This is a genomic window from Variovorax sp. OK605 (genome assembly GCF_900115445.1).
Taxonomy (GTDB): Bacteria; Pseudomonadota; Gammaproteobacteria; order Burkholderiales; family Burkholderiaceae_C; genus Variovorax.
Window position 1 is genome coordinate 30,074 of sequence record NZ_FOWL01000025.1, and the last position, 14,888, is coordinate 44,961.

17 protein-coding genes are annotated in these 14,888 nt (G+C 69.5%); 7 read left to right on the forward strand and 10 right to left on the reverse strand.

Going from position 1 to position 14,888, the window contains the following annotated elements:
* Entirely contained in the window at window positions 1-1,191 is a 1,191-nt protein-coding gene (locus BM013_RS37220; protein WP_093135040.1) for a sugar ABC transporter permease, read from the reverse strand.
* A gap of 192 nt (window positions 1,192-1,383) precedes the next feature.
* Window positions 1,384-2,406, reverse strand: a complete 1,023-nt coding sequence (gene xylF, locus BM013_RS37225) for a D-xylose ABC transporter substrate-binding protein (RefSeq protein ID WP_093135042.1) — start codon at window positions 2,404-2,406, stop codon at window positions 1,384-1,386.
* Window positions 2,407-2,688: 282 nt separating this feature from the next.
* Between xylF and BM013_RS37230 the strand changes: the two genes are divergently transcribed.
* Window positions 2,689-2,958 (forward strand): hypothetical protein, encoded by a 270-nt coding sequence (locus BM013_RS37230; protein WP_143098462.1) that lies wholly within the window; start codon window positions 2,689-2,691, stop codon window positions 2,956-2,958.
* 61 nt (window positions 2,959-3,019) lie between these two features.
* Here the strand turns inward: BM013_RS37230 and BM013_RS37235 are convergent, their stop codons facing one another.
* Together BM013_RS37235 and BM013_RS37240 are read right to left on the reverse strand one after the other, a co-directional pair.
* Complete coding sequence (locus BM013_RS37235) at window positions 3,020-3,520, reverse strand: ferritin-like domain-containing protein (protein ID WP_093135048.1); 501 nt, start codon at window positions 3,518-3,520, stop codon at window positions 3,020-3,022.
* Window positions 3,521-3,745: 225 nt separating this feature from the next.
* Window positions 3,746-4,411 (reverse strand): alpha/beta hydrolase family protein, encoded by a 666-nt coding sequence (locus BM013_RS37240; RefSeq protein ID WP_256221859.1) that lies wholly within the window; start codon window positions 4,409-4,411, stop codon window positions 3,746-3,748.
* Window positions 4,412-4,689: 278 nt separating this feature from the next.
* Here BM013_RS37240 and BM013_RS37245 point away from each other — a divergent pair, with 278 nt between their 5' ends.
* The gene (locus BM013_RS37245; protein WP_093215648.1) at window positions 4,690-5,094 is read left to right on the forward strand and encodes a surface-adhesin E family protein; all 405 of its coding nucleotides are present in this window, start codon (window positions 4,690-4,692) and stop codon (window positions 5,092-5,094) included.
* Between the two features lie 10 nt (window positions 5,095-5,104).
* Here the strand turns inward: BM013_RS37245 and BM013_RS37250 are convergent, their stop codons facing one another.
* From BM013_RS37250 to BM013_RS37265, 4 genes are all read right to left on the reverse strand, one after another.
* Window positions 5,105-6,385: a phospholipase D-like domain-containing protein gene (locus BM013_RS37250; protein ID WP_093135053.1), complete on the reverse strand. Its 1,281-nt coding sequence runs from the start codon at window positions 6,383-6,385 to the stop codon at window positions 5,105-5,107.
* 25 nt (window positions 6,386-6,410) lie between these two features.
* Window positions 6,411-7,043, reverse strand: coding sequence for a response regulator (locus BM013_RS37255; RefSeq protein ID WP_093135055.1), 633 nt, complete (start codon window positions 7,041-7,043; stop codon window positions 6,411-6,413).
* A 311-nt stretch (window positions 7,044-7,354) separates the two neighbouring features.
* Complete coding sequence (map, locus tag BM013_RS37260) at window positions 7,355-8,149, reverse strand: type I methionyl aminopeptidase (RefSeq protein ID WP_093135058.1); 795 nt, start codon at window positions 8,147-8,149, stop codon at window positions 7,355-7,357.
* Window positions 8,146-8,457 (reverse strand): ParD-like family protein, encoded by a 312-nt coding sequence (locus tag BM013_RS37265; protein ID WP_093135060.1) that lies wholly within the window; start codon window positions 8,455-8,457, stop codon window positions 8,146-8,148. The genes map and BM013_RS37265 overlap by 4 nt, the downstream gene beginning before the upstream one ends.
* Before the next feature lie 404 nt (window positions 8,458-8,861).
* Here BM013_RS37265 and BM013_RS37270 point away from each other — a divergent pair, with 404 nt between their 5' ends.
* Genes BM013_RS37270 through BM013_RS37280 form a run of 3 tightly spaced genes read left to right on the forward strand, consistent with a single transcriptional unit; the run spans window position 8,862 to window position 11,275 of the window.
* Window positions 8,862-9,884 (forward strand): thiamine pyrophosphate-dependent dehydrogenase E1 component subunit alpha, encoded by a 1,023-nt coding sequence (locus BM013_RS37270; RefSeq protein WP_093135063.1) that lies wholly within the window; start codon window positions 8,862-8,864, stop codon window positions 9,882-9,884.
* Window positions 9,875-10,840 carry an alpha-ketoacid dehydrogenase subunit beta gene (locus tag BM013_RS37275; RefSeq protein WP_093135065.1) on the forward strand — a complete coding sequence of 322 codons (966 nt, stop codon included), beginning with the start codon at window positions 9,875-9,877 and terminating at the stop codon, window positions 10,838-10,840. The genes BM013_RS37270 and BM013_RS37275 overlap by 10 nt, the downstream gene beginning before the upstream one ends.
* 12 nt (window positions 10,841-10,852) lie before the next feature.
* Window positions 10,853-11,275, forward strand: a complete 423-nt coding sequence (locus BM013_RS37280) for a MarR family winged helix-turn-helix transcriptional regulator (RefSeq protein WP_093135068.1) — start codon at window positions 10,853-10,855, stop codon at window positions 11,273-11,275.
* A 6-nt stretch (window positions 11,276-11,281) separates the two neighbouring features.
* Here the strand turns inward: BM013_RS37280 and BM013_RS37285 are convergent, their stop codons facing one another.
* Window positions 11,282-11,962: a peroxiredoxin-like family protein gene (locus BM013_RS37285; protein WP_093135071.1), complete on the reverse strand. Its 681-nt coding sequence runs from the start codon at window positions 11,960-11,962 to the stop codon at window positions 11,282-11,284.
* Window positions 11,963-12,087: 125 nt separating this feature from the next.
* Between BM013_RS37285 and BM013_RS37290 the strand changes: the two genes are divergently transcribed.
* Entirely contained in the window at window positions 12,088-12,993 is a 906-nt protein-coding gene (locus BM013_RS37290; RefSeq protein ID WP_093135074.1) for a LysR family transcriptional regulator, read from the forward strand.
* Between the two features lie 43 nt (window positions 12,994-13,036).
* On the opposite strand, the gene BM013_RS37295 is transcribed toward BM013_RS37290, so the two are convergent.
* On the reverse strand, window positions 13,037-13,822 hold the full coding sequence (locus BM013_RS37295) for an SDR family oxidoreductase (protein WP_093135077.1): 786 nt from the start codon (window positions 13,820-13,822) through the stop codon (window positions 13,037-13,039).
* A gap of 112 nt (window positions 13,823-13,934) precedes the next feature.
* Between BM013_RS37295 and BM013_RS37300 the strand changes: the two genes are divergently transcribed.
* Window positions 13,935-14,861, forward strand: a complete 927-nt coding sequence (locus tag BM013_RS37300; protein WP_093135080.1) for a LysR family transcriptional regulator — start codon at window positions 13,935-13,937, stop codon at window positions 14,859-14,861.
* Window positions 14,862-14,888 lie beyond the last annotated feature (27 nt).

Here is a 14,888-nt window from a genome sequence, read left to right on the forward strand (position 1 = left end):
TCAGTTCTCCCCGAACTTGCGCCGGTACAGCACGTCGAACACCACGGCCACGATCAGCACCTGGCCGATGATGACCATGCGCTTGCCGATGGGCACGTCCAGCAGCAGCATGCCGCTGTCCAGCGACTGCATGATGAGCGCGCCCAGCACCGAGCCGAAGATCGAGCCGCTGCCGCCCGCCAGCGCCGTGCCGCCGATGACGGCCGCCGCGATCACGTACAGCTCCATGCCGTTGCCCAGCGAGTTGGTGCCCGCGTTGAGCCGCGCGATCGACACGATGGCCGCGATGGTCACCAGCACCGCCAGCAGCGCGAACAGCATCAGCGTGACGCGCTTGACCGGAATGCCCACCAGCGCCGCTGCGTCGGGGTTGCCGCCCATCGCGAAGATGTAGCGGCCGAAGCGCGTGCGGTGCACGATGAACGACAGCACGATGGCCACCGCCGCCCAGATGAGCACCGGGATCGGGATGCCCTGCGGCGCGTCCTTCGAATCGATCTTGTAGTGGTTCATGACCGCCGCGAAGCCGATCACCACCGCCGCGGGCACCGCCGTGAGCAGCAGCTCGAGCCACAGCGGCTCGTTGGGCATCTCGTGGCGGGCGCGCGCGCGGCGCTTCTGGACCATGCGCGCGAACAGCACCAGCGCCACCAGCCCCGCGATCACCCAGCTCGCGGTGACGCCGATGCCGCCGTCGTAGCCGCCGCCCAGGCGCTGGAAGAACTCGTCGTTCACCGGCTGCGTCTTGCCGTCGGCCACCAGGAAGGCCGCGCCGCGGAACGACATGAGGCCGCCCAGCGTGACCACGAACGACGGCACGCCCAGCATCGCCGTGAGCCAGCCCTGGTAGATGGACACCAGCAGCGCCACCGCGAGCCCCGCGAGGCAGGCCGTGGGCCACGACCAGCCCGAGGTGTACTGCAGGTAGGCGATGAGCACGCCCACGAAGCCCATCACCGAGCCGACCGACAGGTCGATGTGGCGCGCCACGATGATCAGCACCATGACGGTCGACACGATGCCGACCACGGCCGTCTGCTGCGCGACGTTGTAGAGGTTCTCGGGCGAGAGGAACACGCCGTCCGACATGACGCTGAACACCACCGCCATGACGACCAGCAGCAAGCACATCAGGATCAGCCGCAGGTCGATGCCCGTGCGGCGCCACCAACCCGGTGTTGGATCGCTCATTTTTCGAACCCTCTCAGGACTGCGGGTGCGCGACCGTCCGGCGCCCGGCTCCGCAAGGGGCCGGCCGTGGACTGCGGAGCGCGGGAAGATGCGTCGAACGACGCGAAAGAGATACGCAAGGAAGTGCCCGAAGGCGTGCGGGAAGCACCGGGGCGGGCGCGCCGGCCGGTGCCGCCCGCGCCCGCCGTTGCGTTACTTGCAGGCCGCGGGCGCGCTCGCGCCGGTCACGCCCTTGCAGAGCTCGTCCTTCTTGATCCAGCCGGCCTTGACCACCACGTCGAGGTTGTCGCGCGTGACCGGCACTGGCGTCAACAGGCGGGATTGCAGCGAGACCTTCTTCGGGCCGCTGGCCCAGGTCGCGGCCTTGTCGACCGGCTTGCCCTGCGACATGGCGACGGCCGCGATGGCGGCTTCGCGGCCCAGTTCGCGCGAGTCCTTGAAGATGGTCGCGGTCTGCGTGCCGAGCGCGATGCGGTTGAGCGCCGCGAAGTCGGCGTCCTGGCCCGACACCGGAATGCCGCGCAGGCCCTTGGCCGTGAGCGCCGCCACCGCGCCGCCGGCCGTGCCGTCGTTGGCCGCCACCACCGCGTCGACCTTGTTGCCGTTCTTGGTGAGGATCTGCTCCATGTTCTTCTGCGCGACCTCGGGCTTCCAGCCTTCGGTGTATTCGTCGCCCACGATCTTGATGTCGCCCTTCTTCACGGCGTCGGCAAGCACCTCCTGCTGGCCCGCGCGCAGGAAGTCGGCGTTGGGGTCGCTCGGCGAGCCCTTGATGATCACGTAGTTGCCCTTGGGCTTGACCTTGAGCACCTCGCGCGCTTCCATCCGGCCGACCTCGACGTTGTCGAAGGTGATGTAGAAGACGCCCGGCGCTTCGATGAGCCGGTCGTACGCCACCACGGGCACCTTCTGGCGCGTGGCCTTGGTGACGGCGGGCAGGATCGCATCCTTGTCCATCGCCAGCACGATGAGCGCCTTGGCGCCCTTGGACATCAGCCCCTCGATGTCGCCGAGCTGCTTCTCGGGCGAGCCGCCCGCATCGGCGCTGATGTACTTGGCGCCGAGCTTCTCGAGCTGGGCCTTGATGGCCGCCTCGTCGGTCTTCCAGCGTTCTTCCTGGAAGTTGGACCAGCTCACGCCGACCACGGTCTGCGCCATCGCGCCCACAGCCGTAAGACCGAAGGCCACGGCGGCCAGGGTGTGTTTGAGTTGCATCGATGTCTCTCCAGTGTTGGTGCGCCCTGCAGCGTTCAACGGTGTAAGAAATTAGTTAGTTTGAAGGGCGAACTAACTATCCCATCGGCCCGGGGCTCTGGGCATCCGGGAATTCCCGGAGCGCCGGGCGCGTGCAAAGCGGATGTGCTTTTTGGCTGCGCGCGGGGGGATGCGGTCCTACGCGGCGTGCACGGGCGGGCCCGTATGTTCCGCTGCGCCCCGCACCATGCGATGCCAGGGCCACAGAACAACGCCGCCCAAACCAACAACAAGGAAGCCACCATGTCCACCGAAATGCTCAAGCAGATTGCCGCCTCGCGGCTGCCCCTGGTCATGTCCTCGCCGAAGGATGTCGAGGCGGTGCTGCGGTTGCGCGCCGCGGGCCTGGTGCTCGCGATCACGCCCTCGGCCGCCGACCTCGCGAAGATGCCGGGCTTTCGCGTGGTGCAGGTGCTGGCCGTGACGCAGAAGGGTTTCGAAGAACTGCAGTGCGTGGGCTATCCGGGCGAAAGCGCACGCGAAAAAGGCCGGGAGGTCCCGGCCTTTTCGTGAGGCGGTTGAAGACACCGGGCGCCACGCATCTGGCGGCGCCTGGGGTCAGCCAGTCACCGCGTCAATCGCGCGCACGCGCGGCATTGCGCAGGTCGCGGATCTGGTCATGGTTGCGCTGCGCGCCTTCGGCTTGCATGGCCACCACCGCGCGCACGTCGGTCGGCAGGTTCTGCTTCATCGCCTTGCGATAGCGCGCCACCGCGGTGTCCTCGCCGCGCTCGCACGACTCGAGAATCGACAGCTCGCTGTTGGCGCCCAGCGAGCCCTTCACATGCACCCAGCCGCGGTGCAATGCGCCGCTCGCGGTGCCGCCGTCGGCCGGCGTGCCGCCATAGGCGCTGATCAGCGCGACGAGTTCGGCTTCGGCCTTCTTGCATTGCTCGGCGCGGCTGGCGAACAGCTGCTTGGCGGCAAGGCTCTTCACTTCGTCGGCGCAGGCACGGAAGCCGTATTCGCCGTCGCGGGAGTTTTCGAGCAGGTCGTTCAGGACGTCCACCACGTCGCCGTTGGCGAGCACGGGGCCGGTGTTGAGGGTGTCGACGGTCGCGTCGTTGTAAGCCATGTCGGGTCCTTTCATTGCCTGTCTGCATGACAGGACGGGGTTGGTACTTTCAGCGCTTGCGTTGCCTTGCATCTGCTGTGCAGCTGTGCATCGGCATCGCTGCTGATCGAAAACCCATGGTTGAAAGCTTCGCGGCCGCGCCGCGTCGTCCCATCGGGCAAGCGGGCGTAGGCGAAGGACGACCCTGGCCCGACCCCCCACCCCCCGAACACCCGAACGCGCAGTTCAGCCGATGCGCCAGGCCTGCATCCACGCGGCCACGCCGTCGAGCAGTTCGTCCAGCGCCTGCGCGTCGGTGCGGCCGCTGCGCTTGAGCACGTGGAAGGAATGGTCCGCGCCGTCGATCTCCAGCACGGTGGCGAGCGGCCCCAGCGCGCCGACGGCGGTGCGAAACGGCGCGGGCTCGGCCAATGTGTCGCGCGGGCCGTGCGCGAAGAGCATGGGCACATCGACCTGCTGCAGGTGCGCCGCGCGCGCGGCCGCGGCGCCGGGCGTGCCCGAGGGGTGCAGCGGAAAGCCGAGGAACACCAGCCCCTGGACACCCGGCAGCGGCGCCAATGCCTGGGCCTGCGACGTCATGCGGCCGCCGAACGACTTGCCGCCCGCAAACAGGCGCAGCCCGCCGAAATGCGCCGACGCGCAGGCCACCGCCGCGCGCACCGTGGCGTGCGCCAGCGCGGGCGCGTCGGTGCGCTTCTTGCCCTGCTCCATGTAGGGGAACTGGTAGCGCAGCGTGGCGAAGCGCCGCTGCGCGAGGCCTTCGGCCACGGCCTGCATGAACGGGTGCGCCATGCCCGCGCCGACACCGTGCGCCAGCACACAGCAGGCCTCTGCGGTGTCGGACGACGGCGGCGATACCGCGATGGCGGACACGCTGAGGTCGGGCGCCACGGAAATGGAGAGGTTCCGAGAAAGGTTCGGGGAGGTGTTCGGGGAGGTGTTCACCGCGCCAGTGTGCCAAGGACGGTGTGCCGTGTTGGCCTGGTGTCTGCCTGCTGTCTGGCGAATGCGGCAGAAAGCATGCGTCTTCGGCGCCGTCTGACACGCACGGCAGCACGGTCGATGTAAATTGATGTTTCTCAAGTCGGCCGCTGTATCGGCTTGTAGAGTCCCTCCTTTCATTTTTTCACCTTGGAGTCTTCGTCGTGAGGCGTGTGAGTCACCTGTTGATGGCAATCGGCATGATCGGCTGCGCGGCCCACGCGCAGCCTGGTTGGTTCACGGTGGTCGGCGATCCGCAGGACAAGGTGGCCGACACCGTGCAGGTCGACCCCGCGCGGGTCGCACCCGCGGAGAGCGCCAAGGAAATGAACCTGCGCGTGAACCGCGCGACCGCGCGCTTCAACTGGGACGGCATTGCCTACCGTTCGTACGAATCGCGTGTAGTGTTCGACTGCCAGGCGCGCCGCGCCAGCTACGTGGCCGCGCGCTTCTACATCCAGCCGCTGTGGCAGGGCGAGGCGCACCACGTGGCCGACTACACGGACGCGCCCAAGCCCGTGCTGTTCCGTGACATGAAGCCCAACCCCACGGCGCGCATCGTGCGCGCGGCCTGCCGACCTCGCGCCAGCTAGCAGCGAAAGCTCAAAGCTGTGACGACAGCAACGAAGAAAGGTGCTCCAGCGCCTTCTCGTGCAGCGGGCGGTCTTTCCATTGCGCGAACGTGAGCCGCTTCGACTGGCGCAGGTCGGCCTCGAACTGCGCGGTCTGCTCGGCGGCGAAGGCCTCGTCGTAGATGTTGAGGTTGGCCTCGTCGTTGAGGCGGAACGAGCGGTTGTCGAAATTGGTCGAGCCCACCGACACCAGCAGGCCGTCGACCGTGAACACCTTGCAATGGAACATGGTCGGCTGGTATTCGCTGATCTCCGCGCCCGCCTCCAGCAACGGCCCCCAGGCCGCACGCGAGGCGCCGCGCACGGTCTGCGAATCGATGATCGGCCCCGGCGTGATGATGCGCAGCCGCACGCCGCGCTTCATGGCGGCCACCAGCGCGCCCACCGTGAGGTCGTCGGGCACGAAGTACGCGCTCGACAGGTCGATGGTCTTCGTGGCCGCCGCGATCGACAGCAGGTACATCAGGTGCATGCTCTCGCTGCCGCCCGAGGGCGAGCTGCTGAACACCTGGGCGCGGCCCTCGCCCAGCGAAGGAATCGGCGGAAAGTAGCGCTCCCCGTGCAGCACGTCGCCCGACACCTTGACCCAGTTGTCCATGAACACCGCCTGCATCTGCGCCACCACCGGCCCCTCGACCCTGTAGTGCGAGTCGCGCCAGTGGTCCGGGTCCTGCGCGTGGCCGGTCCATTCGGGCGCGATGCCCACGCCGCCGGTGAAGCCGGTGCGCCCGTCCACCACCAGCAGCTTGCGGTGGGTGCGGTTGTTCATGCGGGCGATGTCGTACCAGCCGGGCTTGTGGAACTTGCGGATCTCCACGCCGGCGCTTTCCATCTCGCGGATGAAGTCGGCGTCGACCTTGGCGCTGCCGACCCAGTCGAGCAGCACGTGCACCTTCACGCCGGCGCGCGCGCGCTCCGACAGCGCGTCGGCAAATGTGCGGCCGATGTCGCCCGACCAGTAGATGTAGGTCTCGAAGGTGATGCTCTGCTTCGCGCCGCGGATGGCCGCGAGCATCGGCGGAAAGATCCTGTCGCCGTTCTGGAAGGCCTCGAAGCGGTTGCCGCCGGTGATGGGCGGGCCCAGCATCACGCCCAGCGCGCGCTGGTACTGCGGGTCGTGCAGCGCGTATTCGCGCTTGACCTGCTCGTCGAGCTTCTTCTCGCCGCTGGTGAAGTTGAGCACCAGCAGCGTGGCGGCCAGCGTCAGGACGAAAGTCCAGACGACGGCCTTGAGTGTCCCGCGGTGGCGCACGTCAGGACGGCTCGTTGGACCGCGTTCAGTCGATCAGCTGCGTCTTGATCGCGTAGTAGGTCAGGTCGCTGTTGGTGGAGAGGTTCATCTTCTCCATGAGGCGCGTGCGGTAGGTGCTGATGGTCTTCACCGACAGCGACAGCGCCTCGCCGATGGCGCCCACCGACTCGCCCTTGGCCAGCTTCAGGAACACCTGGAACTCGCGCTCCGACAGGTGCTTGTGCGGCGGCGCGTTGTCCTTGCGCTCCAGCTGGCCGGCCAGCAGCTCGGCCACCGAGGGCGAGATGTAGCGGCGGCCCAGCGCCACGGTGCGGATGGCCTTGGCGATTTCCTCGGGCTCGCATTCCTTGTTGAGGTAGCCGGAGGCGCCCTGGCGGATCAGGTTCACCGCGTAGTGTTCTTCCGGGTAGCCGCTCAGGATGAGCACGCCCAGGTCGGGCGCCTTGGCGCGCACCATGGCCAGCGCATCGATGCCGCTCTGCCCGGGCATGGAGAGGTCCATCACGAGCACGTCGATGTCGGCGGTGCGAACGAGGTCGATGGCCTCGCGGCCGGTGCCGGCCTCGCCGACGACGCGGAAATCGACGAAGGTGGAGAAGAACGCCTTGAGGCCTGTGCGGACGACGGCGTGGTCGTCGACGATGCCGATCTTGATCATGGTGTTGCTCCTGCTCTATCTCTGTGCTTGAACGGTGGGCGCCGGGGGTTCGGCGCGACAGGGGAGTCACGATGCCACACGCACAGCCCCGCCGGAGGCCCGAAACGCAGGATGCGGCGTTGTCCTGCACGCCAACGCAGGCTTGGCCGTCGCGGGCGTCGGACACGGGCGACACGCAGGCGCCGCGCGCGGGGCCAGGCGTCTGGAGCGGCGTGAGTGAATTGCCCGAACGAGCGCGTGAGCGCGCTCTTCGATCTTCATAGTGCGCGCACCGCTGCGCGGTCCACCGCGATGCCGGCTGAGGCGCCCCGTCAGGCGATGGCCGGGTAGCTGCCCGGGCCGTCGGGCCACGCGGTGAGCACCTCGAAACCGTCGGCCGTGACCGCCACCATGTGCTCCCATTGCGCCGACAGCGAGTGGTCGCGCGTGACCACGGTCCAGCCGTCGGGCAGTTCCCGGGTCTCGCGCCGGCCGGCGTTGAGCATCGGCTCGATGGTGAAGACCATGCCGGCCTCCAGCCGCAGGCCCTGGCCGGGCTGGCCGTAGTGCAGCACCTGCGGATCGTCGTGGTAGACCTGCCCGATGCCGTGGCCGCAGTACTCGCGCACGACGCTGAAGCGCTCGCGTTGCGCCACGCTCTGGATCGCATGGCCCACATCGCCCAGCGTGGCGCCGGGGCGCACCTGCAGGATGCCGGCGCGCATCGCCTCGTAGGTGGTTTCCACCAGCCGGCGTGCCAGCGCGCCGGGCTCGCCCACGAAGTACATGCGGCTGCAGTCGCCGAACCAGCCGTCCTTGTCGACGGCCACGTCGATGTTGACGATGTCGCCCTTCTTCAGCACCTTCTGCGCCGACGGAATGCCGTGGCAGACGACCTGGTTGACCGAGGTGAGCACGGTCTTCGGGTAGCCCTGGTAGCCGATGTTGGCCGGGATGGCGCCCTGCACCTCGACGATGTGGCGGTGGCACAGGCGGTCGAGTTCCTCGGTGGTGACGCCGGGCTTCACGTGCGGGCCGATCATGGCCAGCACCTCGGCCGCGAGCCGGCCCGCCGCGCGGGACATCGCGATCTCCTCGGGCGACTTGAGCTTGACGCCGTCCCTCATGCGCGCGCGTCCGCCGTGGCCTTGCGCGGTGCGGCGGCCGGCCGGCGCGTGGGCGTGGGTGCCGACGCTGGTGCTGGTGCCGGTGCCGGTGCCAGCGATGCCGACACGGTCGCCATGTCGAAGCCGCCGGCCTGCTCGGCGCGGATCAGCAGCTGGCAGATCTCGCGGTGGTCGAGCGCGGGGTGCAGCTCGGCCAGCATGCCGATGCGCATCCAGTGCTCGGCCTGCGCGTTGATGGAACGGCTCAACGCATTGCCCGCGACGCGCAGGTTCTCGTGCATGAGGTCTGAAATCTTGACGATGCCCATGGTGGATCTCTGAAATTTATATACGAAACGTATATGAATCATATCAAGCATCGCGCGCCGGGAAAACTCTGGGGACAGTTTCCGCACAAGGGCACGGTTATCCACAGAGGGAGCGCATGCGCGCGAGTTGTTCATTTTTCAGGCGCACCGCGAAAGCACGGGAGCACACAGTGACTCAGGTGTGACAAGTCGTTGTCAGCCAAGGAAAAAAGCGCACTGTCCACAGCAGGGGTTTACCCTTATCTACTACTACTAACTTAAATAAGAGAAATAAGTAGAGAAGAAGGCGGGAGCCACGCGGCCCGCACGGCGGCGGAAAGCGGAGGGTTAGCCCGGTACGTCGATTCGATCTCGCTTGATACGATTTTTGCCAAAGCGCCCGTTTGAAGCGCGTTGGAGACAAGATGGACTCGAGCACATCCCACCGTGCCGCCCAGGCGCTGTACCGCGTCATGGTGCGCATACGCGCCTTCGAGAACGCCGCCGAGGCGGCCAGCCAGGGCGGCGTGAGCGCCTATGGCCAGCAGGCCGCCGGCGCCGCCAAGGTGCGCGGGCCGCTGCACCTGTCGACAGGGCAGGAGGCGGTGCCGGCCGGCGTGTGCGCGCACCTGCGCGCGAGCGACTACCTCACCTCCACGCACCGCGGCCACGGCCACACGCTGGCCAAGGGCGCCGACCTCACGCGGATGATGTGCGAGCTGTTCGGCAAGGCCACCGGTTTCAACGGCGGCAAGGGTGGCTCGATGCACATCGCCGACTTTTCGGTCGGCATGCTGGGCGCCAACGGCGTGGTGGCGGCGGGCCTGCCGATCGCGGTGGGCGCCGCGCATGCGCAGAAGCTGCTGAAGACGCGCGACGACATCACGGTCTGCTTCTTCGGCGACGGCGCGATCAACCGCGGGCCGTTCCTCGAAGCGCTCAACTGGGCGCGCGTGTACCGGCTGCCCGTGCTCTTCGTCTGCGAGGACAACCGCTGGAGCGCGACCACCGCCAGCGGCCCGATGACGGCGGGCGACGGTGCCTCGGCGCGCGCCGAGGCGCTCGACATCGCGGCCACGCAGGTCGACGGCAACGACGTGTTCGCGGTGCACGAGGCCGCCGCCACGCTGGTGGCCGCGGTGCGCGCCGGCAGCGGCCCGCGCCTGCTGCACGCGCTCACGTACCGCGTGAAGGGCCATGTGTCGGTCGACCTCGCGGCCTACCGCGACCCGGCCGAGTTGGCCGCCGCGCTGGAGACCGACCCGATCGCGCGGGCGCGCGGCCGGCTGCTGTCGACGGGCGTTGCCGCGGCGGCGCTCGACGCCATCGAGAACGCGGCGCGCGACGAGGTCGACACCGCGCTGGCCATCGCCGACGCGGCGCCCTGGCCCGAGGCCGGCGCCGCCTTCACCGACGTTCAGACCACGGGAGCCGGCCAATGGCATTGAAGAAAGACCTGAGCTATTCGCAAGCCGCCGTGCTCGCGCTGCAGCGCGAGATGGAGGCCGACCCGCGCGTGGTGGTGCTGGGCGAGGACGTGGGCCGCGGCGGCATCTTCGGGCAGTACACGGGACTGCAGCAGCATTTCGGCGCCGAGCGCGTGATCGACACGCCGATCAGCGAGGCCGCGATCATGGGCGCCGGCGTGGGCATGGCGCTGGCCGGGCTGCGCCCCGTGGTCGAGATGCGCGTGGTCGACTTCGCGCTGTGCGGCATGGACGAGCTGGTGAACCAGGCCGCCAAGAACCGCTTCATGTTCGGCGGCCAGGGCCGCGTGCCACTGGTGGCGCGCATGCCGGGCGGCATCTGGGACGCCTCGGCGGCGCAGCATTCGCAGTCGCTGGAGGCGTGGTTCGCGCACTTGCCGGGCGTGGTGGTGGTGTGCCCGTCGACGCCGCAGGACAACCACGGCCTGCTGCGCGCGGCGCTGCAGTGCGGCGACCCGGTGGTCTACATCGAGCACAAGACGCTGTGGGGCGTGCGCGGCGAGGTCGACGAGGACATTGCCGTGCCGCTGGGCCAGGCGGCGCGCGTGCGCGAGGGCAATGCGCTCACGCTGGTGAGCTGGAGCCGGCAGATGCAGGCCTGCACGGCCGCCTGCGACGCGCTGGCGGCCGAGGGCATCGCGGTCGACCTGATCGACCTGCGCACGCTGTGGCCGTGGGACCGCGAGACGGTGCTGTCGTCGTGCGCGCGCACGGGGCGCCTGCTGGTCGTGCACGAGGCGGTGCAGGCCGCGGGCTTCGGCGCGGAGATCGCGGCCAGCGCGGCGGAGGCCACGGGCTGCCGCGTGGCGCGGCTGGGCGCGCCGCGCATTCCGGTGGGCTACGCGCCGGTGCTGGAGGCGCAGTCGCGGGTGGGGGTGGACGCCATCGCCGCGGCCGTCAGGAAGCTGGCCGGCTGACAGCGCCCCGGCATGGACCCGCTCTTCTTCAAGCTGGTGCGGGTGGTCAACCTCACGGCGCGGCCGTTTCACGAGCGCGTGGGCCGCGAGCACCAGCTCACGCTGAACGAATGGCGAACGATGGCGGTGCTGGGCGCGCAGCCCGGGCTCAACGCCACGCAGGTCGCCGAGCAGACCGGCCTCGACAAGATGGCGGTGAGCCGCGCGCTGGCCGGCCTGAAGCGCCACAAGCGCGTGCAGCGCCACGAAGACCCGACCGACCAGCGCAGCGGCCGGCTCTACCTCACGGCGGCCGGCAAGGCGCTGCATGAAACGGTGGGCGCGCTGGGCCGGGAGCGGGAGGCCGCGCTGTTCGCGGGCGTGGATGCCGGCGAACTCGCGCGGCTCGGCGCCACGCTCGACAAGCTGATCCTGTCGGTGTCGGGCCGGCCCTGAGCTTGCTCAGCGCGCCGCCGCGCGCCGCAGGCTGTCGAGCACCGGCAGCAGCTCCGACGGGTCGGGCCGGTTCGTGTAGTCGGGGTTGACCTCGGCATAGGCGATGGTGCCGTCGGGCGCGATCACGTAGCGCGCCGGCATCGGCAGCGTCCAGCCCGGGTCGCCGTTGACCACGGTCAGGTCGTTCTTGAAGGCGTCGCGGTAGAGCTCGATCAGGTAGTCGGGCAGCCTGAAGCGCAGGCCGAAGGCGGCCGCCACCTCGTTGCCGGGGTCCGAGAGGATGGGAAACGCCAGCTTGTTGTCGCGCGCCGACTTGCGGCTGTTCGACGCGGTCTGCGGCGACACCGCGACCAGCTCGGCGCCGCGCTCGCGCACCGCGGGCAGGGCCTCCTGCAAGGCCTGCAGGTCCATGTTGCAGTACGGGCACCACACGCCGCGACAGAAGGTAAGCACCAGCGGGCCGCGCGCCAGCAGGCCGGTCGACGAATGCGCCGCGCCGTCGGCGTCCTGCAGCGTGAAGGCGGGCGCGGTGTCGCCGGCCTTGAGCGCGTGGCCGGCGGCGTCGGCGGCCACGAGTTCGGCGGTGGCGCGGTGCATCGGCTCGTGCACCCAGGCGGGCGCGTTCCAGGGCGGGCCGCCGGCTTCGAAGTTGGCGCGGAAGGCTGCGAGTTTTTCGGGCAATGACATGGGGAATCTCCAGTGAGGCCGGCGCCGGAAGCGGTGCCGTGAGCTCACTGTCTTTCATTCGCCGCATGCGCGGTAGCCGGCCCGTTTGACTAAGATATATCCATGATCTGCATGAATCCCTCGGCATGAGCGACCGCCTGTCCGCCCTCAAGCTTTTCGCGCGCGTCGCCCACGCGGGGAGCTTTTCCCGCGCGGGGCGCGAGCTCGGGATGTCGCAGCCCTCGGTCTCGCGCGTGATCGCCGCGCTCGAGAAGGACGTGGGTGCCGCGCTGCTGACGCGCACCACCCGCGCGCTCACGCTGACCGAGGCGGGGAGCGACTACCTCGCGCGCATCGAGCCGATCCTGGCGGCGCTGGAAGAGGCCGACTACGCCGCGCGCGGCACGGGCGAGCTGCGCGGTGTGCTGCGCGTGGCGATGTCGTCGAGCTTCGCGGTGCGCGAGGCGATACCGCGGCTGCCCGCCTTCATGGCGCGGCATCCGGCGCTGCGCATCGAGCTGCTCATGAGCGACCTGCACCAGGAGCTGGTGAGCGCGGGCGCCGACGTGGCGCTGCGCTTCGGCAAGCTGGCCGATTCGAGCGCCACGGCACGCCGGCTCGGCGCGTTCGAGCGCGTGCTGGTGGCCTCGCCGGCCTACCTGGCGCGGGCCGGCACGCCGGGCGCGCCGGGCGAACTGGCGGGGCATGCGGTGATCGCGGGGCCGAGCGGCGTGAGCTGGACCCTCGAGCGGGACGGGCGCACGGTGTCCGTGCGCGTCGAAGGCAAGCTGAGCGTCTCGATCAACGAGGGCTCGGTTGCCGCGGCCGTGGCGGGCCTGGGCATCACCTCGACCAGCCGCCTGGGTTGCCGCGCCGAGCTGGCAAGCGGCACGCTGGTGCCGGTGCTCGCCGGCTGGCGCATGGCGCCGGTCGAGCTCCATGCGGTGTTCCCCGCGGGGCGGGCCGCCAAGCCCGCGGCGCGCGCCCTGGCCGAGCACCTGGCGGAAATTGCGGCGGTGGAAGACCCGGCGGGCAGCGCGCGCGCCGGCTGAGCCTCCACCGCGCGGCCTCGGGCGGCGAAGCCGCCGTTGACGTTCAGGCTGCAAAGCCGCCATCGATGTTCAGGCCCGCGCCGGTCACGAATGCTGCTTCGGGGCTGGCCAGGTAGCCCACCATGCCGGCGATTTCGTCGGCATGGCCGTGGCGCTCGATGGCCATGAAGCTGTGCATGGTGGCGGCCATCGGGCCGTTGGCGGGGTTCATGTCGGTGTCGACCGGGCCGGGCTGCACGTTGTTGACCGTGATGCCGCGCGGGCCGAGGTCGCGCGCCAGACCCTGCACCAGGCCGGTCAGCGCCGACTTGCTCATGGCGTAGATGCTGCCGCCGGCAAAGGGCATGCGCTCGGCGTTGGTGCTGCCGATGTTCACGATGCGCCCGCCCTTGCCCATGTGCGCCAGCGCGGCCTGGATTGCGACGAACACGGCGCGCACGTTGACGGCGATGGTGCGGTCGAAATCGGCCAGCGTGAGCTGCTCGACCGGGCCCAGGTGCAGCACGCCGGCGTTGTTGACCAGGATGTCGATGCGCCCGCCGAAGTGCTTGGCGGCCTGGTCGATGCCGGCCTTGAGCGCGTCGGCGTCGGCGCTGTCGATCTTCAGCGCCAGCGCGCGGCCGCCTTCGGCCTCGATGGTGCGCGCGAGTTCGTCGGCGACCGCTTGCGAGCTGCCGTAGCTGAAGGCCACGGCGGCGCCGTCGCGCACCAGGCGGCGCACGATGGCCGCGCCGATGCCGCGCGAGCCGCCGGTGACGAAGGCGACCTTGCCGGCCAGGACGGGGGTGGAAGCAACAGAAGAAGCTGCAGAAGAAGTGTTCGAGGCCATGATTTTTCCTTGGGGTTGTGTGTGGGAAGGGCTCGAGTTTGGGCGTTCGATTGCATTCCCGGTAGCCAGCAATTCGGCCAATCAAATTCAACCTTTGGTTGAAAATGGCGGCATGGAACCGCTCAATCACCTCGAATCCTTCGTGCAAAGCGCCGACGGCGGCAGCTTCTCGGCGGCCGCCCGGCGCCTGGGGCTGACGCCGGCGGCGGTCAGCAAGAACGTCGCGCGGCTGGAGGCGCGGCTGGGCGTGCGGCTGTTCCAGCGCAGCACGCGCCGCCTCACGCTGACCGAGGGCGGCGAGCGTTTCCTGGCGCAGATCGGCGGCGCGCTGGCCACGCTGCAGGAGGCCGTGGCCGGCATCGACACCGACGACGGCCAGCCGGCCGGCACGCTCAAGGTGAGCATGGGCCAGGCCTTCGGGCGCGAGCATGTGCTGCCGATGATGGGCGACTTCCTGGCGCGCTACCCGGCCATCCTGCCGGACTGGCACTTCGACAACCAGCAGGTCGACCTGGTGGGCGAAGGCTTCGACGCGGCCATCGGCGGCGGCATCGAGCTGCCGGCCGGGCTGGTGGCGCGCGAGCTGGCGCGCATCCACGTGGTGGCGGTGGCCTCGCCCGCGTACATGGAAGGCCGCAAGCGGCCGCGGCATCCCTCGGAGCTGGCCGCGCTCGACACGCTGCTGCGCCGCTCCTCGCCCACGGGCCGGGTGCGCAGCTGGACGCTGCGGCATTCGCGCGGCGAAGAGGCCACCGTCGATCTGCCGCGCCCGCGCGCGATCTTCAACGACCCCGAAGCCATTGCGCACGCCGCGTTGATGGGCCTGGGCGTGGCGATGCTGCCGATGCCTTTCGTGGAGCGCGGACTGCGCGGCGGCGAGCTGGTGCGGCTGCTGCCCGAGTGGTTCCAGGACGCGGGCGCGGTGTGGCTCTACTACCCGAGCAAGAAGCTGCTGCCGCCGAAGACGCGCGTGTTCATCGACTTCGTGCTCGAGCGTTTTCGCAACGAGAGGTTCGCACAACGGATGCAGGTGGGCTGACCGCGCGGCTCACGGGGTTTTCACCCG